This is a genomic window from Actinoplanes sp. TBRC 11911, assembly GCF_012933445.1.
Lineage (GTDB): Bacteria > Actinomycetota > Actinomycetes > Mycobacteriales > Micromonosporaceae > Actinoplanes.
The window spans coordinates 131,320-157,255 of the sequence record NZ_JABBNC010000010.1; the positions used below are offsets into that span (position 1 = coordinate 131,320).

24 protein-coding genes are annotated in these 25,936 nt (G+C 71.2%); 14 read left to right on the forward strand and 10 right to left on the reverse strand.

The window, feature by feature from the left end:
- From HH310_RS16650 to HH310_RS16660, 3 genes are read right to left on the reverse strand one after another with little or no spacing between them, the layout of a single operon-like run.
- Positions 1–1,254, reverse strand: coding sequence for an MFS transporter (locus HH310_RS16650; protein WP_169176459.1), 1,254 nt, complete (start codon positions 1,252–1,254; stop codon positions 1–3).
- Positions 1,251–1,715: a MarR family transcriptional regulator gene (locus HH310_RS16655; RefSeq protein WP_211192214.1), complete on the reverse strand. Its 465-nt coding sequence runs from the start codon at positions 1,713–1,715 to the stop codon at positions 1,251–1,253. Before HH310_RS16655 ends, HH310_RS16650 begins: the two co-directional genes overlap by 4 nt.
- 42 nt (positions 1,716–1,757) lie before the next feature.
- Positions 1,758–2,225: an Lrp/AsnC family transcriptional regulator gene (locus tag HH310_RS16660; protein ID WP_169176461.1), complete on the reverse strand. Its 468-nt coding sequence runs from the start codon at positions 2,223–2,225 to the stop codon at positions 1,758–1,760.
- A gap of 121 nt (positions 2,226–2,346) precedes the next feature.
- Here HH310_RS16660 and ald point away from each other — a divergent pair, with 121 nt between their 5' ends.
- Positions 2,347–3,462, forward strand: coding sequence for an alanine dehydrogenase (gene ald, locus HH310_RS16665; protein WP_169176462.1), 1,116 nt, complete (start codon positions 2,347–2,349; stop codon positions 3,460–3,462).
- 50 nt (positions 3,463–3,512) lie between these two features.
- Here the strand turns inward: ald and HH310_RS16670 are convergent, their stop codons facing one another.
- From HH310_RS16670 to HH310_RS16695, 6 genes are all read right to left on the reverse strand, one after another.
- Positions 3,513–4,565 carry an aldo/keto reductase gene (locus HH310_RS16670; protein ID WP_169176463.1) on the reverse strand — a complete coding sequence of 351 codons (1,053 nt, stop codon included), beginning with the start codon at positions 4,563–4,565 and terminating at the stop codon, positions 3,513–3,515.
- Positions 4,566–6,154: 1,589 nt separating this feature from the next.
- Positions 6,155–6,715, reverse strand: a complete 561-nt coding sequence (locus HH310_RS16675; RefSeq protein ID WP_169176464.1) for a hypothetical protein — start codon at positions 6,713–6,715, stop codon at positions 6,155–6,157.
- 151 nt (positions 6,716–6,866) lie between these two features.
- Positions 6,867–8,225: a ferric reductase-like transmembrane domain-containing protein gene (locus HH310_RS16680; RefSeq protein WP_169176465.1), complete on the reverse strand. Its 1,359-nt coding sequence runs from the start codon at positions 8,223–8,225 to the stop codon at positions 6,867–6,869.
- Between the two features lie 82 nt (positions 8,226–8,307).
- Positions 8,308–8,931, reverse strand: a complete 624-nt coding sequence (locus HH310_RS16685) for a phosphoribosyltransferase family protein (protein WP_312034140.1) — start codon at positions 8,929–8,931, stop codon at positions 8,308–8,310.
- Positions 8,928–9,578 (reverse strand): dienelactone hydrolase family protein, encoded by a 651-nt coding sequence (locus HH310_RS16690; RefSeq protein ID WP_169176467.1) that lies wholly within the window; start codon positions 9,576–9,578, stop codon positions 8,928–8,930. The genes HH310_RS16685 and HH310_RS16690 overlap by 4 nt, the downstream gene beginning before the upstream one ends.
- A gap of 51 nt (positions 9,579–9,629) precedes the next feature.
- Positions 9,630–10,118, reverse strand: coding sequence for an NUDIX hydrolase (locus HH310_RS16695; RefSeq protein WP_248294063.1), 489 nt, complete (start codon positions 10,116–10,118; stop codon positions 9,630–9,632).
- A 110-nt stretch (positions 10,119–10,228) separates the two neighbouring features.
- On the opposite strand from HH310_RS16695, the gene HH310_RS16700 reads away from it, so the two are divergent.
- From HH310_RS16700 to HH310_RS16720, 5 genes are all read left to right on the forward strand, one after another.
- Positions 10,229–10,933, forward strand: a complete 705-nt coding sequence (locus HH310_RS16700) for a polysaccharide deacetylase family protein (RefSeq protein ID WP_248294064.1) — start codon at positions 10,229–10,231, stop codon at positions 10,931–10,933.
- 65 nt (positions 10,934–10,998) lie between these two features.
- Entirely contained in the window at positions 10,999–11,724 is a 726-nt protein-coding gene (locus tag HH310_RS16705) for an ABC transporter ATP-binding protein (RefSeq protein ID WP_169176469.1), read from the forward strand.
- Positions 11,721–12,491: an ABC transporter permease subunit gene (locus HH310_RS16710; RefSeq protein WP_169176470.1), complete on the forward strand. Its 771-nt coding sequence runs from the start codon at positions 11,721–11,723 to the stop codon at positions 12,489–12,491. The genes HH310_RS16705 and HH310_RS16710 overlap by 4 nt, the downstream gene beginning before the upstream one ends.
- Before the next feature lie 17 nt (positions 12,492–12,508).
- Positions 12,509–13,810, forward strand: a complete 1,302-nt coding sequence (locus tag HH310_RS16715; RefSeq protein WP_169176471.1) for a sensor domain-containing protein — start codon at positions 12,509–12,511, stop codon at positions 13,808–13,810.
- A gap of 15 nt (positions 13,811–13,825) precedes the next feature.
- A complete protein-coding gene (locus tag HH310_RS16720) occupies positions 13,826–14,470 on the forward strand; it encodes a response regulator transcription factor (RefSeq protein WP_169176472.1) in 645 nt (214 codons plus the stop codon).
- 951 nt (positions 14,471–15,421) lie between these two features.
- Here the strand turns inward: HH310_RS16720 and HH310_RS43170 are convergent.
- A complete protein-coding gene (locus tag HH310_RS43170) occupies positions 15,422–16,279 on the reverse strand; it encodes a metalloregulator ArsR/SmtB family transcription factor (RefSeq protein ID WP_211192215.1) in 858 nt (285 codons plus the stop codon).
- 96 nt (positions 16,280–16,375) lie between these two features.
- On the opposite strand from HH310_RS43170, the gene HH310_RS16730 reads away from it, so the two are divergent.
- From HH310_RS16730 to HH310_RS16765, 8 genes are all read left to right on the forward strand, one after another.
- Entirely contained in the window at positions 16,376–17,158 is a 783-nt protein-coding gene (locus HH310_RS16730) for a class I SAM-dependent methyltransferase (RefSeq protein WP_169176473.1), read from the forward strand.
- Positions 17,159–17,418: 260 nt separating this feature from the next.
- Positions 17,419–18,717: an L-seryl-tRNA(Sec) selenium transferase gene (gene selA, locus HH310_RS16735; RefSeq protein WP_169176474.1), complete on the forward strand. Its 1,299-nt coding sequence runs from the start codon at positions 17,419–17,421 to the stop codon at positions 18,715–18,717.
- 3 nt (positions 18,718–18,720) lie between these two features.
- Positions 18,721–20,538, forward strand: a complete 1,818-nt coding sequence (gene selB, locus HH310_RS16740; RefSeq protein ID WP_169176475.1) for a selenocysteine-specific translation elongation factor — start codon at positions 18,721–18,723, stop codon at positions 20,536–20,538.
- Positions 20,539–20,629: 91 nt separating this feature from the next.
- A complete protein-coding gene (locus tag HH310_RS16745) occupies positions 20,630–20,827 on the forward strand; it encodes a hypothetical protein (RefSeq protein WP_169176476.1) in 198 nt (65 codons plus the stop codon).
- Between the two features lie 57 nt (positions 20,828–20,884).
- Entirely contained in the window at positions 20,885–22,162 is a 1,278-nt protein-coding gene (locus HH310_RS16750) for an alkaline phosphatase (protein WP_169176477.1), read from the forward strand.
- A gap of 55 nt (positions 22,163–22,217) precedes the next feature.
- Entirely contained in the window at positions 22,218–22,604 is a 387-nt protein-coding gene (locus tag HH310_RS16755) for a DUF6394 family protein (RefSeq protein WP_169176478.1), read from the forward strand.
- The gene (locus tag HH310_RS16760) at positions 22,604–24,343 is read left to right on the forward strand and encodes a TrkA family potassium uptake protein (protein ID WP_169176479.1); all 1,740 of its coding nucleotides are present in this window, start codon (positions 22,604–22,606) and stop codon (positions 24,341–24,343) included. Before HH310_RS16755 ends, HH310_RS16760 begins: the two co-directional genes overlap by 1 nt.
- Before the next feature lie 18 nt (positions 24,344–24,361).
- A complete protein-coding gene (locus HH310_RS16765; protein ID WP_169176480.1) occupies positions 24,362–25,855 on the forward strand; it encodes a DNA polymerase domain-containing protein in 1,494 nt (497 codons plus the stop codon).
- Positions 25,856–25,936: the final 81 nt, after the last annotated feature.

Consider the following 25,936-nt stretch of genomic DNA (forward strand, 5'->3'; position numbering starts at 1 on the left):
TCACGCGCTGTCAGCCAAATCACGGACAGGCGCCGCGGTCGCGTCCACGGTGAACTCCCGCAACGCCGGCGTTCCCACCGCGATCAACGCCGTCCCGAGCAGCGCCGTCAACCCTCCGACGGCCATCGCCGCCCCGCCCGAGCTGAGCGCCGCCACCATCCCGGCACGCACATTCCCGGCCTGCGGACCGGCCACCCCGACGATGTGTTCCAACGACGAGATCCTTCCCCGGTACGCCTCGGGCACCGCCGTTTGCACCACGGTCCCCCGGGACACCACCGCCCACGTGTCCGCGGCCCCGGCGACGGCCAGCGCACCCAGCACCAGCGGCAGCGCCGGCAGCAGCCCGGCCGCCCCGAGCCCGGCCGCCCACACCGAGCCGCAGCACAGCAGCACCACCCCGGGACGAGCACGCCGGGTCGCCAGTCCGGAAAGGACCGACGCCGCCACCCCGCCGACCGCCACCGCCGTGGTGAACAACCCGAGAATCTCCGGCCGGCCACCGAACCTCTCCTGGTTCACCACCGGGAACAGGGCCGTCGGCATCGCCAGGGTGGTGGCGGCCAGGTCCGCGAGGAAGGCACCGCGCACCGCCGGCGTCCGCACCGCGTACCGGATCCCGGCCAGCACGGCGGGCACGCCCGAGCGGCCCGCCGCCGACGGCACCCCGGCCGGCAGACCGGACAGCCCGATCAGCGCGGCCGCGTACGTCACCAGGTCGATCGCGAAGCACCAGCCCACGCCGACGACCCCGGTCAGCGCCCCGGCGAGCGCCGGCCCGATCAGCATGGCGAGCTGGAACGACATGTGGTTGAGGGCGAGCCCGGCGGCGAGCCGCTCACCGGCCAGCAGCGCCGGGACGAACGTCTGCCGCGCCGGTCCGCCGACCGCCGCGAACCCGGACTGCGCGGCGCACAGCACGAGCATCGCCGGCACGCCGCCCTGGCCGCTGAACGCCACGACGGTCATTCCGGCGGTGACGGCGATCGACCCGTACGTGCAGCGCAGTGCCAGCAGGCGACGGTCCACATGGTCGGCGAACGCGCTGCCGGCCAGGGCGAGCACGATCAGCGGGACGCCGGACGCGACCCCGACCAGCCCGACGAGCGCGGCGCTGTGCGTACGGTCCCAGATGTAGAAGATGACCGCGAACGACCCGAACTGGCCGCCCAGCCCGGACGCGGTGGTGCCCAGCCACAACCGGCGGAACGTGCTGCTGGAACGCAACGGCCCGATGTCGACCAGCGCTCTCACAGGTGCTCCCGGAGGCGTACGGGAAAGGGTTTGCGGTCCAGCAACGCCCGCAGGTCGGCGGTGACGCGGGTGAGCGAGTAGGGCAGTTCGGCGTCCAGGGCCTGCACGGCCGCCTCGGTGGCCCGCCACTCGTCGATCATCAGCGGGACCACCGCCTCGGCCCGCGCGGTGAGCCGGATCCGGCGGGTGCGCGCGTCCTGCGCACCGGGCGCGCTTTCCACGAACCCGGCCTGCCGCATCGCGGCCGCCGTCTGGCTCATCGCCGAGTGCGACACCGAGCGACGGTCGGCGAGCTGGCGGATGGTCTGCGGCCCGAACCGGTGCAGGTCGACGCACGGGCCGACGAACCGGGTGCGCATCCCGTCGATGCCCGCGTCGGTGTAGACGGCCGCGATGTCCCGGTCCAGCTCGGCGAGCAGGGCGTGCAGCTCACCCCAGGTACTGCTGTCGAGAAGATCCACCCGCCGAATGTAACAGCGCTTATACATCTGCCCAAACGGGTTTCAGCTACCCCGCCGATGCTCGAAGATCAGATACGTCTCGGTCACCGCCACCAGATGCGTCCCGCTGAGCCGCTCGGTGATCACCGCCCGCAGATCCTCGACGTCCGCCGCCGCCACGTGCAGCAGGAAGTCGTACGACCCCGAGACGAAATACACGTCCCGCACCGCCGGGATCCCGGCCAGCGACGCGGCGAACCGTCCGATCTGGTCGCGCGACTCGGACCGGATCCGCACCGCGATCATCGCCTCGATGGGCCGCCCGATCCAGGCCGGATCCACGTCGGCGTGAAAGCCCCGGATCGCCCCGATCTCGCGCAGCCGCCGCACCCGGGCCAGACAGGTCGACGGCGCGATCCCGACGCGTTCGGCGAGCGCGTTGTTCGGCATCCGCCCATCCGCCTCGAGCAGCGCGAGCAGCTCCCGATCGACCGGGTCGAGCCCCCGAACATCCTTCGGTGCGTCGCTCACCAGAACAGATCACCTCGCCGATTCTTCAGCCGTACGACAAGGACACAGAATATCATTCGTCAATATTGCGGCTCTCCTGCACATCCTTCAATCTATCGACGGGAGAAGGAGAGGACGAGTCATGCGGATCGGCGTTCCGACCGAGATCAAGAACCACGAGTACCGGGTGGCCATCACCCCGGCCGGAGTCAGGGAGTTCGTGCGCCGCGGCCATCAGGTCGTCGTGCAGGCCGGCGCCGGCAACGGCTCGGCGATCACCGACGACGACTTCGCGACCGCGGGCGCCACCATCGAGCCGGACGCCGACACGGTGTGGGCGAAGGCTGATCTGCTGCTCAAGGTGAAGGAGCCGATCGCCGCCGAGTACCACCGGCTGCGCGCCGGGCAGGTCCTGTTCACGTACCTGCACCTGGCCGCCGACGCCGACGGGACCAAGGCGCTGCTGACCAGTGGCACGACCGCCGTCGCGTACGAGACGGTGCAGCTCGCGGACGGCTCGCTGCCGCTTCTGGCCCCCATGTCCGAGGTCGCCGGCCGGCTCGCGCCGCAGGTCGGGGCGTACACGCTGATGCGCAACGAAGGCGGCCGCGGCGTGCTGCCCGGCGGGGTGCCGGGCGTCGCCCCGGCCAAGGTGACCGTGATCGGCGGCGGCGTCTCCGGCGTCAACGCGGCCACGATCGCGCTCGGCATGGGCGCCGAGGTCACCGTGCTCGACCTGAACATCAACCGGCTGCGCCAGATCGACGTCCAGTTCGGCGGCCGGGTGAAGACCCTGATGTCCTCCTCGTACGCGATCGAGCAGTCGGTCCTGGAGGCGGACATGGTGATCGGCGCCGTCCTGGTGCCCGGCGCGAAGGCCCCGACCCTGGTGTCGAACGAGCTCGTCAAGCGGATGAAGCCGGGCGCGGTCCTGGTGGACATCGCGATCGACCAGGGCGGCTGCTTCGAGGACTCGCACCCCACCACGCACCAGGACCCGGTGTACCGGGTGCACGACGCGGTCTTCTACTGCGTCGCGAACATGCCCGGCGCGGTGCCCAACACCTCCACGTACGCCTTGACGAACGCCACCCTCCCGTACGCGCTGCGCCTGGCCGACCTGGGCTGGCGCGAGGCGCTGCGGCAGGACCCGGCGCTGGCCCTCGGCCTGAACACGCACGACGGCCGGCTCACCAACGCGTCGGTCGGCTCCGCGCTCGGGATCGAGTCGGTCGAGATCGCCGAAGCCCTCGCGTAAACGAGTGCCGCCCCCGGAGAACCTCCGAGGGCGGCACCACGCCAGGCCTCCTACAGGAAGTAGCTGAACAGCGTCCGGTCGGCCTCCGACCAGCGCACCTTCGCCTGGTTGTTGAACTGGTGCCAGTACGGGTACGGCAGCGGGTACTTGCTGATCTCGTCCAGCGACTTGATCTCCTCGGCGGTGAGCACGAGGTCGGCCGAGGCCAGGTTGTCGCGCAGCTGCTGCGGCGTGCGGGCCCCGACGATCAGCGACGAGATCCCCGGCTTCTGCGACGTGTACGCGAGCGCGACCCGCGCCGGCGACACCCCGTGCGTCTCGCTGATCTTCACGATCACCTCGATCGTGTCGTACAGCTTGTCCTCGTCGTACACCGGCGGCTCACCCCAGTCGCCAAGCTGCCGGCGGTTGTTGTCCGGCACGACGCCGCGCCGGTACTTGCCGCTGAGCAGGCCACCGGCGAGCGGGCTCCACACCGTGACACCCACGCCCTGGTCGATCGAGGCCGGCACGATGTCCGTCTCGGCCTCGCGCCCCTGAATCGAGTAGTAGATCTGGTTGGCGGCGAACCGCTCCCAGCCGTTCGCGTCGGACACGCCGAGCGCCTTGACCATCTGCCACGCGCCGTAGTTGGAGCAGCCGATGTAACGCACCTTGCCGCTGCGCACCAGCTCGTCCAGCGCGCCGAGGGTCTCCTCGAGCCGCGTCTGCCCGTCCCAGCCGTGCATGTAGTAGACGTCGATATAGTCGGTGCCCAGCCGCCGCAGGCTTCCCTCGGCACCCTTGATGATGTGATACCGCGACGCGCCGTAGTCGTTCTGCGTGTCCCCCGTCGGCTGCGACACCTTGGTCGAGATCAGCCACTGGTCCCGCGACGCGCCGAGCGCCTTCCCAAGAATCTCCTCGGCAAGCCCGTCCGAATACGAGTCGGCGGTGTCGATCATGTTGACGCCGGCGTCCTTGGCGATCGCGATCTCCTCGCGGGCCCCGTCGACGTCGACGTTACCGACCGGAGCGGCCCATCCGGTCCCGCCGAAGCCCATCGTGCCGAGCGTGTAGGCGGAGACCCGCAGGCCGGAGCGGCCGAGTTGGCGGTACTGCATTTTCATTGCTCCTCGGTGAGAAACTTGATCGCACATTCAGCCTTCCCCGGACCAGCCAGCTTGTCCACCGAGTGCGGCGTCACGTCCCGTAGTCCTGAGCGCCCCCCGCGTGTGCCCTCCCTCACCCGGCCCGGCCCCACACCCCCCAGCATCCCCTGCCTGACCTGCCGTTTCTCCCCCTTCCGCAGCCAGAGCGACCGTTCGCGGCATCTCGGCGACCCGGTCGCGTGAACCGGGGTTTGCGTGTCCTAGCCCACGCCGGGTCAGCCCACCATCCGGGCACACCCCCAAAGCCCAACACCGATGTCGTAGCCGGGTGGGTGATACAGACCGCAACTCACGTCGAGGGCCGGGCCGGGCGGAGCAGGCCGCTGGCGCGCCCAAACCACTCCCCCCACCCCGGCGACCTGAGTGAGCCCCCAGCCCAACCCCAACCCCACCCCGCGCGCCCACCAGCAGGCCCGAGCGCAAGCAGGCCCGGCCGTCGTCCCCGCACCGGCAAAACGACGTGCCCGCACCAACGCTGCCGGCGGAACACGCGGACATGGTCGTGGCCGACCTCGCGCGACGTTCCACCCGGTCCGGCGCGCGCGGCCGACGCTCGAAGGCCAGCGACGCGGGCTCGAAGGCCAGCGACGCGAGCTCGAAGGCCTCGGCGAAGGCGGTCGAAGGTCCGAGAACGCACTTGACGCGCGCCTTGATCCCGCCGAGCGGAGATAGCCCCCGACCCCTTCCCCTTCCCCTTCCGCTGAGCGCGTTGTGAATGGTGCCGGACAGCCCGCAAACCGTGATACTGACATTCGTCCAAACAGGACGGTTGATTTACACTCTATCACCCGCTTTTGCGCATCCATTTTCCGCTCGATTTCGAGACCTTGGAGAGTTGCGCCCACATACGAGCCATAACTCTCCAAGGTCCGCGTCTGCCGGAGAAAGGCTGGCGAACGAAAGCCATATCGCAGGAGAAAAGTACCTCCATAGTGGACTCCCGTCCCAACTTATGGGCGCGCCTCCACAATGTGGGCAGCATTCCTGGATAGCGGGACCCTTTCCCACTTAATGGACCGCGAAAGGCCGCAATGGATCTCGCCGCGACCTATTTTTGGTCGGACGCCTGCCACGACATTTCGCCGGCCCCTCCCTTCTCCCGAAATATCGGACATCCGCAGAAGCGAGCGTTTCGGCGATGCAAGTCGCGGAGGCGTGGAAGCGAGCCGGACCGTTCACGACGCCGTGTGCGCTGCGAGCCGCGTGGCCGGGCGCGCTGCCCGCCCGGCGGACGGGCGCGCGACGCGCTGCGATCTCGGGGAGGGTGGTGTAGACCGGTCTTGCATGACCCCTCCCCCATTCGCGAACGTGATTGTCGCCGCCGTTCTCGGGGTCTCCCCGGGCGTGGCGGTGCTGCCCGGAGCGCTCGCACCGCCGAGATCGCCAACGCCGCCCGAAGCAATCACGCCCGGGGCACCTACAGCACCCGGAGCGCCTTCAGGCCCTGCGACCTCTGCAACTCACGGCGCACCCGGACCGCTCACGGCCCCCGGAGCAGCCACGATCGCAGGCCCCGGCGCGGTGGCCGAGCGCTACCGGCGCTAGACCCGGCCGCGGCGGCCGCGCTTCGGGCCGCCGCTGGCCTCCGGCACCGGGCTGATCAGGCGGTCCGGCCAGGTCAGGGTGACCTTGCCGGCGATGCCCATCTCGGCGGTCAGCTCGGCCAGGGTCGCGCACGCGGTGGCCAGTTCCTCCTCGGCCCACGGGAACGGCTCGGTGCTGAACGTGCCCCAGCCGCTGCGGCAGCGCTCGGGCACCGAGGCGGGGTCGTTGATCTCGACGGCGTCGTGCACCACCCCGGAGAGCACCTCGGCGATGCCCAGCGTGGTCTTGTTGGCGGCCAGGATGCGGCGGCTGCGGTCGGCGGCGTCGTGGCGTTGCCGGCCGTCGATGACGCGCATGCTGTCGAAGACGGCGCCGCCGGCGATCGAGCCGAAGACGCCGCGGTCCATGCCGAGCTCGCGTTCGGTGACGGCGTGCGCGAGGTCGTGCGGGACCCGGAACTTGCGGTCGTAGCCGCCGAGCTCGAGCACGACGCCGTCGCGGCGGCGGAACGTCGCGATCGTCGACCGCCCCGGCGGGCGGAGGAACGTGATGAGCATCGTCTGATGGTCGCGCGTATCGACCGCTGACGCTAGAGCATTTTGGCTGGCCAGGGCGTGGGACAGCCCGGTCGGGCGCGCGGAGAGGGAGTGGCACTCAGCCGGGCGGGTGCCACGGGACTCTTCGCACGCCGTACGGGATGAGGAATTTTCAGCTGGCCAGGCGGAAGATCTCGGCGTGCCGCTGGCGGGCGGGGACACCGAGTGTGCGCAGGCTCTTGAGCACGGCGGCGGTCATCGGGGCGGGGCCGCAGACGAACACGTCGCGTTCGGTGATGTCGGGGACGAGGGCCTTGAGGTTTTCCGGGGTGAACGGCTCGTTCGGTGGGACGCCCTGGCCGGTGCGGCCGGTGAGCAGGTGCAGGCGGGCGCCGCGGACGGCCGCGAGGTTTTGCATCTCGCCGAGCAGGACCGCGTCGGTGGGGGTGCTGACCCGGTAGAGCAGGACGATGTCGCCGGTGAGGTCGCCGTCCTCGAGCAGCGCGCGGATCGGGGTGACGCCGATGCCGCCGGCGATCAGCAGCGTGTGGTCCTTGGTGCGGCGGGCCGCGGTGAACGCGCCGTACGGGCCTTCCGCGTAGACCTTGCTGCCGACCGGCAGGTTGCGCAGGCCGGAGCTGGTCAGCCCGATGCCCTTGGCGGTCAGGCGCAGCGAGCGGCCGTCCGGCGCCGCGGACAGCGAGAACGGGTTGACCTGCCACCAGCCGTTGTGGCCGGGGAAGCGCCACATGAAGAACTGACCGGCGCGAGCCTGGAGACGGTGCAGCTCGCGGCCGGTCATGTGCACCGACACGACGTCGTCGGACTCGGGGATCACGGCGGCGACCTTCAGCTTGTGCCGGGCGTTGCGGATCAGCGGCACGATGAAGCGCCCGCTGATCACGGAGAGAATGGCGAAAGCCCACAGAGCCCACCAGTACGCCTCGGTGAGCGCGTTGGTCTTGAAGGCGCTGCCCTCGTAGAGCTGGTGGATGATGCCGAGCCCGACGATCACGTAGACCACCAGGTGCATCGCGTGCCACGCCTCGTACGAGAGGCGGCGGCGCACGGCGCGCACCGAGACCGCGGCGGTGATCACGACGAGGCCGGCGGCGATCATGCCGAGCAGTACGGGGGTCTGACCGGCCAGGTTCGGGATCTCGGCGAAGAACGAGATCTTGTCGAGCTTGGCGTAGCCCAGCAGCACGAACGTGGGGTGCAGCAGGACCAGCCAGAACAGGCTGAAACCGGTCCAGCGGTGCCAGCGGGTCAGGTGGTCCATGCCGATGTGGTGCTCGAGGAAGGGCAGGCGGGAGATCAGCAGCAGCTGCAGCGCCATCACGAACGCCAGGTGCAGGCCGAAGAACCGGCCGATCGCGTGCAACGTGTTGTACGCCGGTGGCTGGCCCGTGGCGTACATCAGCTCGACGATCGCGAGGTTGGCAAGCAGGAAGGCCCAGAGCACGGCGTGTGCGACGCGGTCCGAGTGGGTGGGTCTGTGGGTCTTCGGCTGGGTGGTCACCGCTGTCATCGTCTCTCCCCGGGCACCTCTGTATGGGGTGTTGCCTGCGTGTACCACACGTAGGGCGGCCCGGTTCGGTTCGCCCCGAGGTTCAGACGTAGTTTTTCATGGCCAGCTCGACATCGTGGTCACTCAGCTGACGGAAATCCTCGTACCACTCGCCGACCGCGCGAAACGACGGCGGGGTGCTGAGGCAGACGATCTCGTCGGCGTCCCCGGCGATCGCGTCGCGGGCCGGCCAGGAGCAGACCGGGACGGCCAGGACGAGCCGCGCCGGGTGCTGCCCGCGGAGCCAGCGCAGGGCGGCGCGGGCGGTGACGCCGGTGGCCAGCCCGTCGTCGACGAGGATCACGGTCCGGCCGGTCGCGTCGGGGGCCGGGCGGCCGGCGCGGTACCGGCGTACCCGGCGGGCGATCTCCTCGCGTTCCCGGGCGACGGTGCCGGCCAGGTCGTCGGGGGTGAGCCCGAAATGGACCAGGGTGTCCTCGTCGAAGACCGGCGGCCCGTCCTCGGCGATGGCGCCCACCCCGAGTTCCTCGCGTCCCGGTGCCCCGATCTTGCGGGCCACCACGATGTCGAGGTCGGCGCCGAGCCGTTCGGCGACCGGCACCGCGACGGGCACGCCGCCACGCGGCAGTGCCAAAACCAAGGATTTATCCGATTTATCGTGACTTATGGCGCCCGCGAGCAACTCGCCCGCGTGCGTGCGGCTCACGAAGCCAGATATGTGGTGAACCATCGCCCCACCTCCCCCGCGACCGTGTCGAGCGCGCCCTCCTCCTCGAACAGGTGCCCGGCGCCCGGGATGATCGTCAGTTGCGTGGTCACGGTCATCGCCTGGCGGGCCTGCTCGTTGAGCTCCAGCACCGGCACGTCCCGCTCCCCGACCAGCATCAGCGTCGGCGCGGCGACCTGCACCAGCGCGGGACCGGCCAGGTCGGCCCGGCCGCCGCGGGAGACGACGGCGTGCACCTCGTCGGGGCGGGCCGCGGCGGCCACCAGCGCGGCGGCGGCGCCGGTGCTCGCCCCGAACAGCCCGATCGGCAGGTCCCGCGTCTCCGGGTCGCCGCCCGCCCAGTCGATCAGGCCGATCAGCCGGTCCGCGAGCATCCCGATGTCGAAGCGCAGGTCCCGGGTGCGGGCGTCGCGGACCTCCTCGTCCGAGGTGAGCAGGTCGGCCAGCAGCGTGGCCAGCCCGCGCTCGTGCATCAGGGACGCGACCATCCGGTTGCGCGGGCTGTACCGCGAGCTGCCGCTGCCGTGCGCGAAGAGCACCAAGCCGGTCGCCCCGCCCGGCACGGTGAGGTCGCCGTCGAGGGCGGCCGCACCCGCCGTGACGCGGTGGATCGGATGAGTGGTCATCACCCCGGCGTACCCGCCACGGCGCGGCCTATACGTCCGACTTGTCGCCCGTTACGACCATCGTTCGAACGGCTCGTCGATCGGCTCGCCGTCCAGGAACGGCACCAGCAGGCGGGGCAGCGGTCCCGGGTAGAACACCTCGGCGCTGGCCACCACCTCGCCGACCGGCCACCACCGGAAGCCGAAGTAGTCCTCGGCCTCGAAGTCGACCTGCCCGGCGCCGTCGACGTCCGGGGCGTCCACGGCGAGCCGCACCGGCACCACCACCTCGTGGTTGAGCCGCCGTTCGCCACGGTAGAGGAACGTCGAGTTCCGCCGCCACGTGGGCGCGCCGACCTGCGCCGCGGTGACGGTCAGGCCGGCCTCCTCGGCCAGCTCGCGGATGATCGCGTCCTGGTGGGACTCGCCCGGGTCGAGGCCGCCGCCGGGCAGCTCCCACCAGGTGCCGATGTGCGGGCGGGACAGGTCGCGGCTGTGCAGCAGGAGGACCCGGCCGCGGACGTCGAGGACCACGGCGCGTACGACCTGGCGCTCCTTCATGGTGTTGACCTTACCCATCGAAACTTCCGGTCACCATATTGACGTCCATCGACGCTATCCCTAGCGTGCATAGGCGAAAGTCCATCGATACTTTCACCTGCGAGGTCTTCATGAGATTCCGGCTGATCACCCTGTTCGCCGCCTCCGCACTCGCCCTCACCGGCCTGACCGGGTTCACCGGCTCCACCCGGTCGCACGGCGGCCCGTGCCGCAACGGCTACGTCGGACTGACCTACGACGACGGCCCCAGCGCGACCACGCCGCAACTGCTCGCGGCACTGCGCGCCAACCACCTGCGGGCTACGTTCTTCAACCAGGGCAACAACTCGCTGGACCGGCCCGACCAGGTCAAGGCCGAGCTGCGGGCCGGCATGTGGGTGGGCAACCACACCTTCACCCACCCCCACCTGCCGCAGATCGGCGCCCCGGCCACATTCCAGGAGATTTCCAGTACGCAGTGGGTGCTGCGCGACATCACCGGACGCGAGCCCACGCTGTTCCGTCCCCCGTTCGGCGAGACCGACGACACGGTACGCGCCGCCGAGGCCCGGATCGGCGTGCTCGAAGTACTGTGGACGGTCGACTCGCAGGACTGGAACGGCGCCACCCCGGACGCGATCGCGGCGGCCGCGCACACCCTGCAGCCCGGCGGCATCATCCTCATGCACGACTGGCCGCCGGCCACCATCGACGCGGTGCCGCTGATCGCCAAGGATCTGGCCGCGCGGGGCTTGTGCGCCGGTAAGATCACCTACACATCGCAGGACGTGCCGTACGGAAGCCAATTCTTTCATGCCAAGGCCGTACGCCCGTGATGGTGGAAAACCCCCGGGCGGTTCCCGGCTTCTGAGCGAGCGCCGCCGTCCCTAGCGTCCTTGGTGTGATCGAACTACGTGAGCTGACGAAACGCTACGGCAAGCGGGTCGCCGTCGACGGGCTGAGCCTGCGGGTCCAGCCCGGCGTGGTGACCGGCTTCCTCGGCCCGAACGGGTCCGGGAAGTCCACGACGATGCGGATGATCCTCGGTCTGGACGCCCCGGACCACGGCGCGGCACTGATCGACGGTGTCCGCTACGCCAAGCTGGGCTGGCCGTTGCGGGCGGTCGGCGCGCTGCTCGACGCCGGGGCGTTCCATCCCGGCCGCAGCGCCCGCGCGCACCTGTCCGCGCTGGCCGCGAGCAACGACATCCCCGGTTCCCGGGTCGAGCAGGTGCTGCGCGTCGTCGGGTTGTCCGACGTGGCGGCGCGGCGCGCCGGCACCTACTCGCTTGGCATGCGCCAGCGGCTCGGCGTCGCGGTGGCCCTGCTCGGCGACCCGGGCGTGCTGCTGCTCGACGAGCCGGTCAACGGCCTCGACCCGGAAGGCATCCGCTGGATCCGGGACCTGCTGCGCGGGCTCGCCGCCGAAGGCCGCACGGTGTTCGTGTCCAGCCACCTGATCGCCGAGATGGCGCTGACCGCCGACCGGCTGGTGGTCATCGGCCGCGGCCGGCTGCTCGCCGAGACCACCGTCGCGGAGCTCGAATCCGGCGGCGACAGCCTGGAGGACGCGTTCTTCCGGCTCACCTCGCAGGACACCGACTATCGCGGAGTGGGAGCGTCATGAGCGGGTACGGACTACGGCAGGTCACCCGGATGGAACGCATCAAGCTGCGCAGCGTCCGGTCGACATGGTGGCTGGCGATCGCGGCGGTGGTGCTGATGGGCGCGGTCGGTACCGGGGTGGGTCTCGGGTATCGGTCGCACAGCCCGGTCGCCACCGCCGCGCAGATACTCAACAACAGCCTCGGCGGTGCCATCGGGGCCCAGCTGCTCCTCGGGGCGCTCGGCGTGCTGGTGGTCAGCGGCGAATACGGCACCGGGATGATCCGCTCCACGCTCGCCGCGGTCCCACGCCGCCGGACCGTGCTGGCCGCGAAGGTCGCCGTGTGCGGGGCCGCGGCGCTGCTGGTGGGTCTGGTCGCGAGCTTCGCCGGCTACCTCGGCGGGCAGCTCGCGATCCGCGGCACCGCCATCCCGGCCGCCTCCCTCGGCGACGCGGACATCCTGCGGCCGGTCGTGCTGACCGGCGTGTACCTGGGCGTCACCGCGCTCATCGGGGTCGGCGCCGGCACGATCCTGCGGCACTCGGGCGCGGCGATCGGCACACTGTTCGCTCTGCTGTTCGTCCCGATGATCGTGGCCGGCCTGTTCGGCGAGGACGGCGTCGCGGTCGGCCGCTTCATCCCGCTGCTGATGCTGCTCAACTCGATAGCGGTGACCTCGCCGGTGCCCGGGCTGTTCTCCGGCTGGGTCAGCGCGCTGCTGATGTGCGCGTACGCGGCGGTGGCGATCCTGATCGGTGGCGTGCTGTTGCGCCGCCGGGACGCGTGAGCGGAGAGAATGGGCCGATGACCGCGCTGCGCGCACCGTTCACGGCACTGGCCCTGCGCCAGGTGGTGTTCTGTGTCGCCGGCGTGGTCAGTGCCGCGGTGATCCTGGCCGTGCCGGCGATCCTGCCCGCCCTCGGGGCGCTCGTCGTCTGGGCGACCGGCGCCACGTCCGACCGGCCCGTCGCACCGCTGTTCCTGGTGCTGTTGCCGCTCACGCTGGTGCTGCTGGTCGTGCTGGCCGCCCCGCTCGGGCGCGGGCTTTCTCGGGTGCATCGCGGGCTCGCGGATCGGCTGCTCGGCGTGCGCGTGGACGGCCCGCCCGCCAGGCGCTCCCTGGTGTCCGACGGGCCGGGGTGGCGTGCCGTGGCGTACGGGCTGCTGAAGGTGCCGTTGGCCATTCCCGAGGGGTACGGCGCTTTCTGTTACGTGTTCGGGGTGGTCAACCTGAGCTACCCGGTGTGGTGGCCGCTGTTCCGCAACCATCCACCCGGGACGACCCTCGGGCCGGTGCACGCGCTGACGCCGTTCGGCACCCTCGACACACGCACGTTCGGCGGCACGTTCCTGATCGCCGCGGCCGGGCTCGGCATGCTGCTGGTGGCGCCGTGGCTGATGCGGGCCGGCATAGCGATGGACGTGGCCGCCATGCGCCGGCTGCTCGGGCCGCGCGGGCTGGCCGAGCGGGTCCGTGAGCTGCAGGTCAGCCGGGCCCGGGCGATCGACGACGCGGCCGCGATGATGCGCCGGCTCGAACGCGACCTGCACGACGGCGCGCAGATCCGGCTGGCCACCCTCGCGATGAACCTCGGCATGGCGGCCGAGAAGCTCGGTGCCGAAGGGCCGCCGCCGGATCTCGCGCAGGCCCGCGAGCTGGTGGCTCTGGCGCATCGCGGGGCCAAGGACGCCCTCGCCGATCTGCGCGATCTGGTGCGCGGGATTCATCCGCCGGTGCTCGACAACGGGCTTGGGGACGCGCTGGCTACGCTCGCGTCGAGTAGTGCGATTCCGGTGGAGGTGGAGGTTTCGCTGCCGTCGCGGCCGGCGCCGGCGATCGAGACGATCGCGTATTTCTGTGCCGCCGAGCTGCTGGCGAACGCGGCGAAACACAGCCGGGCTGGTCGGATCGGGCTGGGGGTCAGCGGGTCGGGCGCCCATTTGACCGTGACGGTTTCGGATGATGGGGCCGGTGGGGCGGATCCGGACGGGCCGGGGCTGTCCGGGCTGGCCCGCCGGATTGCGGTTGTGGACGGGCGGATGCGGGTTTTCAGCCCGGCCGGTGGTCCGACGCTTGTCTCGATCGAGCTGCCTACGCACGTGTGAAGGGAGGTTCACTGAATGCGGGTGGTGATCGCGGAGGATGCCGCGATGATGCGGGAGGGCCTGGTGCGGCTGCTGACCGATCGCGGGTTCGAGGTGTGCGCGGCGGTGGCGGACGCTGCGGCGTTGCGGGTCGCGGTGGCGGAGATGGTGCCCGATGTGGCGATCGTCGACATTCGGATGCCCCCTACGCACACCGATGAAGGGCTGCGGGCGGCTCTCGACATCCGGCGGGACCATCCCGGGGTGGGGGTGCTGGTGTTCTCGCAGTACGTGGAGACGCGTTATGCGGCGCGGCTGCTCGCCGACCGGCCGGCGGGGGTCGGATACCTGCTCAAGGACCGGGTGGCAGACGTGGCGGATTTCGTGGATGCGCTGACGCGGGTGGCTTCCGGGGGGACGGCGCTGGATCCGGAGGTGGTCGGACACCTGATGCGGGCCGGGCGGGACACGGCGGGGTTGGGGTCGCTTACTCCGCGGGAGCGGGAGGTGTTGTCGCTGATGGCCGAGGGTAGGTCGAACGCCGGGATCGCGGGTGCGCTGGCCATCACGCCCGGGGTGGTGGAGAAGCACGTGGCGAACATTTTCGCGAAGCTCGGCCTGCCGTCCTCGGACAGCGACAACCGCCGCGTTTTGGCCGTCCTCCGCCACGTCGGGGGGTAGATCCGTTCCGCCGCCGAGACGCTCAACGCGCTTCGCATGTCTCCAGGCCGGCGGACGCTTCGTACATCGATCCCACTATGTGGAGGCCCTTACCACATCCTGGAACTGTTCAGCTGTTTCTCGCGCCGCTTACGCTCCGATGAGTTGGCCTTGCGGGGAGGACCTGCGCGGGCCGTCGCTGTGGGGAGCCGAGACCTCCCGGTCGTGGCGGCTGCCCACACCTGGGTGGGGGTGGCTGCGGTGTGGGCAACCGCAACTTCCTCGGCGTCGCGACTGCCCACACGGGGGTGGGGGTGGCTGCGGTGTGGGCAACCACTACCTTCCCGGCGTCACGACTGCCCACACGGGGGTGGGGGTGGCTGCGGTGTGGGCAACCACTACCTTCCCGGCGTCACGACTGCCCACACGGGGGTGGGGGTGGCTGCGGTGTGGGCAACCGCAACCTCCTCGGCGTCACGACTGCCCACACCTGGATGGGGGCGGCTGCGGTGTGGGCAACCGCAACCTTCCCGGCGTCGCGGCTCCCCACGCCCGGGTGGGGGGCCACTGTGGGGAGCTGGGACCTGCCCGGGCCTGGCGGCGTCGCCTCGCACGGGGGCTCCCGGCCGACGGAACCAGCTGAACAGTTACACATCCTGGACTTCCTTGAGACCTTGGCGAGTTACGCCCACATTCGAGCCCCAACTCTCCAAGGTCTACGAAACGTCGGTGAAAGCCGCAGAACAAATGCCGCAAGCGCGGACGAATAGCCCTCCACTATGGACATGAGTCTCACATCGCGGACTCAGCCGCCACGATGTGGCCGCCAGTCCCAGACGACGGACACAAGTCCCACATTGTGGGCCTCGCAGGTACGCCTGTGCCGGTTGACCGAGGCTGTTCAGCGGCGCCTCGAGAAACGGGATGGCCAGAACCATGCCGAGCCAAACGAACGTCACCGCCGCGTGGCCGTCACGCCCGGCCCGCTTCGCTCAGGTGGGCGAGGCAGAGGTCCGGCTCCGCGAACGGCTCGAGCCGCCGCACGGTGATCGGCGCACTGCGGGCCTCCAACGCACCCTGCATGAGCCCGAGGTGAACCGCGCAGACGACCTCCCCGCCGCGCTCGACAAGCTCAAGGAACGGGCAGTCCCGCAGACCGATCCGCCGCGCCTGCATTTCAGGGTCGAAGCCAAGCGTGCCGAGCAGCTCAACCAACCACGCGGTGGCCTGGTCTTTGGCGTCTTGGCCGGCGCCACCCCGACCACCACCCGCCCCGCCGACGGTCGCGTCCTGAGCGGTCGCGCTCTCAGCGGTCGCGTCCTCAGCCGTTGCGTCCTTGGCGCTCGCGTCCTCGGCGGTCGCGTCCTTGGCAGTCACGGTCTCGGCGGTCGCGTCCTTGGCAGTCACGGTCTCGGCGGTCGCGTCCTTGGCAGTCACGGTCTCGGCGCTCGCGTTCTCGGCGGCGATCGACCGATTGCCGGTTGCGCCGTCGGGGGCTTGACCCAGCCGCCGACCCCAACGCCGTCCGGCCGCCGTCGCGCTGGCGGCCGGATCGGGGTCGTGCGCGAAGCCGTCGATCAGGATCTCCGCCAGCATGCGGTAGTCGCGATATCCGGTGGAATCCATCCGGCGGACCGCGCGGAACCTCAGCGCCGGGCGGCCCGGCCCGGTCGGCACCGTCGCGACCTGCTCCACCCGGCCCGCCCTGGTGAGCGAGTCGAGATGGAACCGCACCGTGTTGAGGTGCACGCCGAGCCGGGCGGCGATGTCGGCGATGCTCATCGGCTGGTCCGCTGCGCGCAGCACACGCAGGACGTCCCGAGCGTTCACTAGGCCCTCCCCGAAGCACGAACTATCACGAAGGTCACCCTATCCGGTTTTTACAACTGGTGCTTGTATAAATTCCATCACCGAAGGAGGCGACCGATGAGCCGCGACGACACCCATGTGGCCGGATACGGGTTGCTGGCCCGGCTGGGCAAACGAGTCCTGCGGCCCGGCGGCGCCGAACTCACCGAGACCCTGCTCGCCCGCGCGGAGCTCACCGGCTCCGATGTGGTCGAGCTGGCGATCGGCCGGGCCCGCACCACCCGCGAGATCCTGGACCGGCACCCACACTCGTACGTCGGCATCGACAACGACCCCGACGCGATCGCCGCGGCCCGCCGCGCGCTGCCTCGCCAGGGCAGTTTCCTCGTCACCGACGCGGCTTCCACCGGCTTGCCCGACGCCTGCGCCGACGTCGTGATCGGCGAGGCGATGCTCACGATGCAGGGCGACCACGCCAAGCACGCGATCGTCGCCGAGGCGGCCCGGATGCTGCGGCCCCAGGGCCGGTACGCCATCCACGAACTGGCCCTGACCCCGGACACGATCGACGACGCCACCAAGACCACCATCCGGAAGGCACTGGCCCGGTCCCTGCGAGTCAACGCCCGCCCGCTGACCATCGTGGAATGGCAGGCGCTGCTGGCCCGGCACGGCCTCGTCATCGACCACGTGGACGCGGCCCCGATGGCCCTGTTGCAGCCCCGGCGCGTACTGGCCGATGAGGGCGTCGCCGGCACCGCGCGCTTCGCCCGGAATCTGCTGACCCACCCCGACGCCCGCCGGCGGGTGCTGGCGATGCGCCGCACGTTCCGCACCCACCACACGAACCTGACAGCCGTGGCCATCGTCGCCCACAAGGCGGAGCCGAAGACGTCATAACGGTGGCCGCGCCACGCGCTCCCGACACCTCTGACAAGTTGACATGTTGACTGGACATGTTGACGTTGAGTTGACTGCATTGACTTGAGTTGACTGCATCAACATGGCGAACGTAATGACGTCAAACCAAATGTCGCGGCCCACGGCACGAGCGTCAACCGCCGCACGAGCGTCAACCGCCGCACCAACCGCGACCCACAGCACCCCCGCCACCCACCGCCCCGTCTGCAAAAACCGCGCTAACGGTACAGAATGACCGCGTGACGACTGACTCGCGGCGACAGGTACCACGCACCGACGCCGTACTCGCCGACCCGCGCCTGATCGCGGCCGGCGAGCGCCTCGGCCGCAACGTCGTCAAGGCCGCCGTCGTAGCGGCGCAACAACGGGTCCGCGACGGCACACTCGATCCCGACGCCGTAGCCGACGCCGCCCACGCTTCCCTGCCACCCACCGCGGGCGGGCTGCGCCCGGTCCTGAACGCCACCGGCGTCGTCCTGCACACCAACCTCGGCCGAGCCGCGCTCTCCGACGCCGCACGCGAGGCGATCCTCGCGTCCACCGGCCACACCGACGTCGAACTCGACCTCACCACCGGCCGCCGGGCACGCCGCGGCCGGACCGCCCTGGCGGCCCTCCAGACGGCCGTGCCGGACGCCGGCGCCGTCCACGTGGTCAACAACGGCGCCGCCGCCCTCGTCCTCACCGCCACCGCCCTGGCCCAGCAGCGAGAGATCATCGTCAGCCGCGGCGAGATGGTGGAGATCGGCGACGGTTTCCGCCTGCCCGAGCTGCTCGAATCCACCGGCGCCAAGCTGCGCGAGGTAGGCACCACCAACCGCACAACCCCCGCCGACTACCAGCAGGCGATCACCGAGAACACCGCGTTCATCCTCAAGGTCCACCCCTCCAACTTCGTCGTACGCGGTTTCACCAGCGCCGCCACGATCGCCTCCCTCACGGAGCTGGGAGTCCCGGTAGTCGCCGACATCGGCTCCGGCCTGCTGCGCCCCGAGCCGCTGCTCCCCGACGAACCGGACGCCGCCACCACCCTGCGCGAGGGCGCCGACCTGGTCATCGCCAGCGGCGACAAGCTCCTCGGCGGTCCCCAGGCGGGCCTGCTGCTGGGCGACGCCGGCCTGATCGAACGCCTCCGCCGCCACCCCCTGGCCCGGGCGCTGCGGGTGGACAAGCTGACCCTGTCCGCGTTGCAGGCGACCGTAGCGGGCCCGCCCACCCCTACGTGGCAGGCCCTGCACACCGACCTCACGCAACTCCACAAACGCACCAAGAACGCCCTCACGCAACTCACCGCCGCAGGCATCGAGGCCACCCTGACGGAGTCGACGGCGGTGGTGGGCGGCGGCGGCGCCCCCGAGGTCACCCTCCCGTCCTGGTCCATCGCCCTGCCCGGCCGGTACGCCTCCCCGCTGCGCCAGGCCGCCACCCCCGTAGTGGGCCGCGTCGAGAAGGGCCGGCTCCTCCTGGACTTACGCTGCGTCCCGCCCGTACAGGATCCGGCCCTGATCGCCGCGGTGATCGCCGTCGCGGAGGGCTGAGCGATGCACGTCCTGGCCACCGCCGGACACGTCGACCACGGCAAGTCAACCCTGGTACGGGCCCTGACCGGCATGGAACCCGACCGCTGGGCCGAGGAACGCCGCCGCGGCATGACCATCGATCTCGGCTTCGCCTGGACCACCCTCGCCTCGGGGCAGACCGTCGCCTTCGTGGACGTCCCCGGCCACGAACGCTTCGTCCCGAACATGCTGGCCGGCGTCGGTCCCGTACCGGCCGCAATGATCGTCGTGGCCGCCGACGAGGGCTGGATGCCGCAGTCCGCCGAGCACCTGGCCGCCCTGGACGCCCTGGGCGTGCGGCACGGCCTCCTGGTGGTCACTCGCAGCGACCTCGCCGACCCCGAAACCGCCACCGATTTGGCCCTGACGGAGATCGCCGCGACGTCACTGGGCGCCGTCGAGACGGTCGCGGTCAGCGGCGCGACGGGCCAGGGCCTCGACCTCCTGCGCGCCGCCCTGGACCGCCTGGTCACCCAACTTCCAGATCCAAATCGGACATCCCCCGTACGCCTGTGGATAGACCGCGTGTTCACGATCAAGGGCGCCGGCACGGTGGTGACCGGAACGCTGGGCGCCGGCCGCCTCCGCACCGGCGACGAGCTCGACCTGGGCGGCGACCTGGTCCGGGTCCGCGGCCTGCAGAGCATGGGCCGCCCCGCCGACGAGATCACCGCGGTGGCCCGGGTGGCGGTCAACCTGCGCGGCGCCGCCAAGGACCGCATCGCGCGCGGCGACGCCCTGCTGACCCCCGGCCGCTTCCGCCGCACCGACCTCATCGACGTCCGGGTGCACGGCGACGCGGTGGCCGACCTCCCCGCCACCCTCACCCTGCATGCCGGTTCCGCCGCCATTCCGGTACGCCTGCGCCCGCTCGGCACCGACACCTGCCGCCTGCGCCTGGCCCGCCCGCTGCCGCTCCGGATCGGCGACCGCGCCCTGCTCCGCGACCCCGGCCGCCACCACGTCGCCGGCGGCGTCACCGTCCTCGACGTGCTCCCACCCGGCTTGTCGAGGCGCGGTGCCGCCGCCGCCCGCGCCAAGACCCTGTCCAACATGAGCGGCACCCCCGACCTGGCCGACGAACTGCGCCGCCGCCACCTGATCCGCGCCGCCGACCTGGCCGCGATGGGCGTGCCCGAGCTCGGATCACAACCGGTCACCGCCGACTGGTACGCCCACCCGCCCTACTGGGCCGACAAGGCCGGCGAGCTGGTCGAGCACGTCGCCGGCTACCGCCGCGAGCACCCGCTCGAACCCGGCATCCCGCTCGACGCTCTCCGCCACCTGCTCGGCCTCCCCGACCGCGCCCTGGTCGAGGCGCTCGTCCACCCACCCTTGACGATCCGCCAAGGCCGCGTCTCGACCGGCGACGACGCCCTGCCGGACGCCTTGCGGCACCTGATCAACGACGCGTTCGCGGGCCTCTCCCCCTTCGCCGCCCCCGAGGCGTACGCGCTCGCGGACCGCGGCCTCGGCCCCCGCCAGCTCGCCGCCGCCGTCCGCACCGGCCAGCTGATCCAGCTCACCCCCGGCGTAGTCCTTCGCGCCGGCGCCGTGGAGCAGGCAGCCGAGCTCCTCAAGGCGCTACCGCAGCCGTTCACGCTGAGCGAAGCCCGCCGCGCCCTCGACACCACCCGCCGTGTCGCCGTGCCACTACTGGAGCTGCTCGACCACCGCGGCGTCACCGAGCGCCTCCCGGACGACCGCCGCGCGGTTCGCCCCGGCCCGGCGGTGTCGCCGGAGACCCGACGCTCGGACGACGTTGCGCCGCGCCGAAGGATTGGCCTTGAAAAGAGCTGAGCGCTGCGGGCGTGAATGAACAGGAGCGGACGTTAGACCGGCCGGGCGGCCGGGCATGAGGCGGCGAACATCCCTGGTGGAAGGAGCTGCCATGAGCATCGACGAGAGCGTCGCGACGGCCGGCCCGGAGACGGTGCCGGCGAAAGCCCGGCGGGTGCTGCGCCGCAAACCCGTGCCCGTCGCCGCCGCGCTGGTGGTCGTGGGTTCGGTGATCGCGCTCGTGGTGGGTCGCCGGCGGGCGGCCCAGCGGGCGCACAACCGGTGGCGACCGGCGTTCCTGAATCGTTGAGCGGGGTATGCCGGGTGGTGCGAGGCCGCCCGGCATTTCGCTCGCGCTGGAGGGGACATGGAGGGTCGCACCACCCGGAGGGTCGCCGCGCCGGTCCTCGCCGGTGTCCTGGCGGTCGCCGGTCTGACCGTCGCCCGGGACCGTCTCGGGCCACAAACCGGCGACCAGGACCGGGCGGCCACCGCAACGGGCGACCACCCCGGGGCCGCAACCGGGGCCGCAACAGGCGACCACCCCGGAACCGCCACGGCCGAAAGCCCCGGCCTGGCCACCGCCGCGAAGGCCCGCAACGTCATCTTCATCAACGGGGACGGCATGTCGGCGGCCCAGCGCGAAGCCGCCCGCCTCTACGCCGGTCTCGACGGCCGCCTGGCAATGGACTCGCTGCCCTACTCCGGGCAGCTCACCACCACCCCCCGCGACCCCAGAACCCTGGTCACCGACTCCGCCGCCGGGGCCAGCGCCTGGGCGACCGGCCAACGCACGTACAACGGCGCGATCAGCGTGGACGTCAACCGCAAACCCCTGCCCACCCTGGGCACACGGGCGAAGGCGGCCGGCAAGGCCACCGGCCTGGTCACCACCGCGCAGGTGACCGACGCCAGCCCGGCCGCGTTCTTCGCCAACGCCCCCGACCGCGCGGCGCAGGACGACATCGCCCGGCAGTACCTCGAGGTGTCCCGCCCGGACGTGATCCTCGGCGGCGGCGAGGACTGGTGGCTGCCCGCCGGCCGCCCGGGTGCCCACCCCGACCGGCCCGCCGACGACGAGAGCAGCCGGGGCACCCACGGCGACCTGATCGCCCAGGCGCGCCAGGCGGGATACCGCTACGTCACCGACACCGCGCAGCTCGCCGGGGCTAAGCCCGGGAAACTGCTCGGCCTGTTCGCCAACGAGGCGATGACCGGCAACGGCCTCGCCGCCATGACCCGCACGGCGCTGACCACCCTCTCCACCGACCCGGACGGCTTCTTCCTGTTCGTCGAGGAGGAGGGCATCGACGAGGCCGCACACCAGAACGACGGTCGCGCGATGCTGCAGGCCATGGGCGAGCTGGACAAGGCGGTCGCGGTGGCCCGGGACTTCGCCCAGGCCCATCGCGGCACCCTCATGGTGGTGACCGGCGACCACGAGACCGGCGGCCTCACCATCGAAAGCGGCACCCGATTCCCCATCCACGGCAGCCCGCTGCGGTTCACCCTGGACTGGGCCACCACCGGCCACACCGGCGTGGACGTCCCGATAACCGCGTACGGGCCGGGCGCCGAACGCTTCACCGGCAAGCACCCGAACACCTACGTACACGACGTCCTGGCCCCGGACCTGACACGATGACGCTGCGAGCGACCCGGACCGCGGGTTAGCGTGACTCTCGGGGTGACGGCCAGGCATGAGCATGGAGAAGGTGGTCTTCGGGTTCTTCGTCCTGCTGGCGGCGACGCTCAACTTCGGGTTCTTCCTGGGTGACCTCTCCGACCCGGCCAAGCACAACGTGTACGAGCTGTTCGCCGCCGTGGTGGTGAGCCTGATCGCCACGGTGCTGAAGTTCGGCGACCGCACCCAGATCGGCGCCGTGCACCTGGCCACCAGCCTCGTCGCCGACCTGCAGCTGATCGCCGCGTCGGTGTCCTGGGCGTACGCCACGCAGATCTCGTCGGCCGGGCTGGACGAGAAGGCGACGGCCAGCGTGGTGTCGTTGTCCGGCGGCGCGCTGCTCGCCAACCTGGTCTCGGTCGTGCTGCTGGTGATCGAGACCGTGTCGTTCCACCGGCGCTGATGAACCGCCGCCGGGTCGTGCTCGGGCCCTCCACCGAGACGTCGTCCACCATCTTCCTGGTGCTGCGCCGGATGCGGGCGCCGCTGATCGTCCTGATCGTCATCTTCGCGGTCAGCGTGTTCGGCCTGACCCTCATCCCGGGCCGGGACGCGGCCGGGCACAGCGTCCGGATGAGCGTGTTCGACGCCTTCTACTTCATGAGCTACACGGCCACGACCATCGGGTACGGCGAGCTCCCGCACCCGTTCACGGCGGCGCAGCGGATGTGGGTCATGTTCGCGATCTACCTGACCGTCATCGGCTGGGCGTACGGGATCGGGTCGTTGTTGACGCTGGTGCAGGACCGCACGTTCCGGCAGGCGCTGGCGCTGCAACGGTTCACCCGGACGGTGGCGCGGCTGCGGGAGCCGTTCCTGCTGATGGTCGGGTTCGGGCAGACCGGGCGGCTGCTCGCCGAGCGGCTGGACCTGATCGGACGGCGGCTGGTCGTGCTGGACACGGCGAGCGGGAACATCGACTCGCTGGACATCGGCGCCTATCACGCCGATGTGCCCGCGCTGGTGGCCGACGTGCAGGATCCGCGCATGCTGGCGGTGGCCGGGCTGGAGCAGCCGTGGTGCGAGGGGGTGCTCGCGCTGACCGACGACGACGAGACCAACCTGCTGGTCTCGATGACGGCGGCGCTGGTCCGGCCGGAGCTGCCGGTGGTGGCGCGGACCGTCTCGCCCGCGATCGAGCACCGGATGCTCGCCGTCGGCTCGCCGGTCGTGGTGAACCCGTTCGACCGTTTCGGTGACCACGTACGGCTGGCCTTGCACGCGCCCGCCTCGTACCGGCTGATGTCCTGGTTGATGAGCGGGCCGGATGTCGAGCTGCCCGAGCCGGAGCGGCCGCCGACTACCGGGCGCTGGGTGGTGTGCGGCTACGGACGGTTCGGGCGGGAGCTGGTCGAGGATCTGCGTGAGGGCGGCCTGGAACTGACCGTGATCGACCCGCACGCCCGCGAGGAGCCGGGATTCACGCTGGTCGTCGGCGACGCCTCGGACCCCGACGTGCTGGCGCGGGCGGAGCTGGCCGACGCGGTGGGGTTCGTCGCCGGCACCGCGAACGACACCACCAACCTGTCCCTGGTCGCCGCCGCCCGCCGGATCAACCCGGGCCTGTACGTCACGGCCCGGCAGAACCGTCCGGACAACGCGCCGCTGTTCGCCGCCATGGAGATCGACTGGCTGCTGGTGCCGGCCGAGGTGGTGACGCGCGAGATCTACGCGCAGCTGAGCACGCCGCTGCTGTGGCGCTTCCTGCAGGACATGCCCGCACAGGGCGACGAGTGGGCGGCGCGGATCATCGACAAGCTCTTCGACCACTGCGGCACCCGGCTGGGCACGCTGTGGAAGGTGGCGTTCAATCCGCAGGACACGCCCGCTCTCCTGCACTGGCTGAACGCGGGCGAGGCGCGGCTCGGGGACCTGATCAACGATCCGTACGACCGGAGCCGGACGCTACCCGCCGTACCGCTGCTCCTGCTGCGCGGCGACGACGTCACGCTCGGTCCGGACGGTGATGTCACCCTCGCGCCCGGCGATCAGATCCTGTTCGCCGGGGAGCCGTCGGCGCGGCGAGCCCTGCTGGAGACGATGACCGACCGGACCGTCAGCGAATACGTGCTGTCCGGACGCGTGGTCCCGTCGGGGTGGCTCTGGCAACGTATGACGGGCCGGCGTTCCGCGGCCCGCTGAGGGGGTATCTGATCCGACGTGGCTGAGAAGCGCTTCGTCGTGCAACGGCACCGGGCCAGGCGGCTGCACTACGACTTCCGGCTGGAGATCGACGGGGTGCTGGTCAGCTGGGCGGTACCCAAGGGCCCGACGCTCGATCCGGCCGTACGCCGCGCCGCCTTCCACGTCGAGGACCACCCCATGGCGTACGAGAATTTCGAAGGGGTGATCCCGTCCGGGCAGTACGGCGGCGGCGACGTCATCGTGTGGGACGCCGGCACGTGGGAGCCGCGCGACCAGGACGCCGCCGACCCCGGCCGGGCGGTCGAGAACGGCGAGCTGCACTTCGACGTCCACGGCTCGAAGCTGCGCGGCCGGTTCGTGCTGGTCCGCACCCGCGGCGGCCGCTTCGGCCGGGCCGGGCAGGACGAGTGGCTGATGCTGCACAAGCGCGACGAGTACGCGGTCAGCGGCTGGGACGCCGAGGACCACCCCGACTCGGTGCTCAGCGGCCGCACCAACGACCAGGTGAAGGCCGACCCGGACCGGATCTGGCGCTCCGACCTGCCGGCCGCGCGGGCGTCGATTCCACTCAAGGCGGCGGCGGAGGAGCTGGCCGCGCTGCACTCCCTGGGCGCGAACGGCACCTGGGAGATCTTCGGGCGCCGGCTGCGCGTCACCAACCTCGACAAGGTGTTGTTCCCCGGCTCCCCACCGATCACCAAGCGCGACTTCCTCGACTACACGGCCCGTGTCGCCCCCACCGTTACCCCTTACCTGACGCGACGGGCGCTGAACATGCACCGCTACCCCAACGGCGCCGGCACGAAGGGTTTCTGGCAGAAGGAGCTCCCGTCGCACGCACCCGAGTGGCTGGCCCGCTGGACGAATCCCGAGGCCGCCCGCGGCGAGACCCAGACCTACCTGGTGGTCGACGAGCCCGCCGCGCTGATCTGGGCGGCGAACTTCGGCGCCCTCGAATGGCACCCGTGGACGTCCCGGATCGACTCGCCGCACGAGCCCACGTACGCGCTCCTCGACCTCGACCCCGGGACCGGGACGAGCTGGGAGGACCTGCTTTCGCTGGCCCGGCTGCATCGGACGGCGCTGGAGCATCTGGGTGTGTCCGCCCGCGCGAAGGTGACCGGCCGGCGCGGCATCCAGATCTGGGTGCCGGTCGAGCCCGGGCTGAGCTTCGACGACACCCGGGCCTGGGCGCATGACCTTTCCCGTACGGTCGGGGCCGTCCTGCCCGCGCTGGTCAGCTGGAAGTGGCAGAAGGACGAGCGTGGGGGGTTGGCCCGGCTCGACTACACACAGAACGCCATCAACCGGACCCTCGTCGCGCCGTACAGCCCACGCCCCGCCCCCGAGGCCCCGGTCTCCGCACCGATCGCGTGGGACGAGCTGGACGACCCCGCCCTGCGCCCCGACGGTTTCACGATGCGCACGATCCTGCCCCGCCTCGCGTCGCAGGGTGACCTCTTCCGCGAGGTCCTCGACCACCCGCAGCAGTTGCCACCGATCAACTGAGTTTTCCCGTACGGCGGTGCGCCGCCCGGCAACCGGGTGGCGAGCATCTGCGCGGAGGGCAGCGATCCTTAGGGATACAGC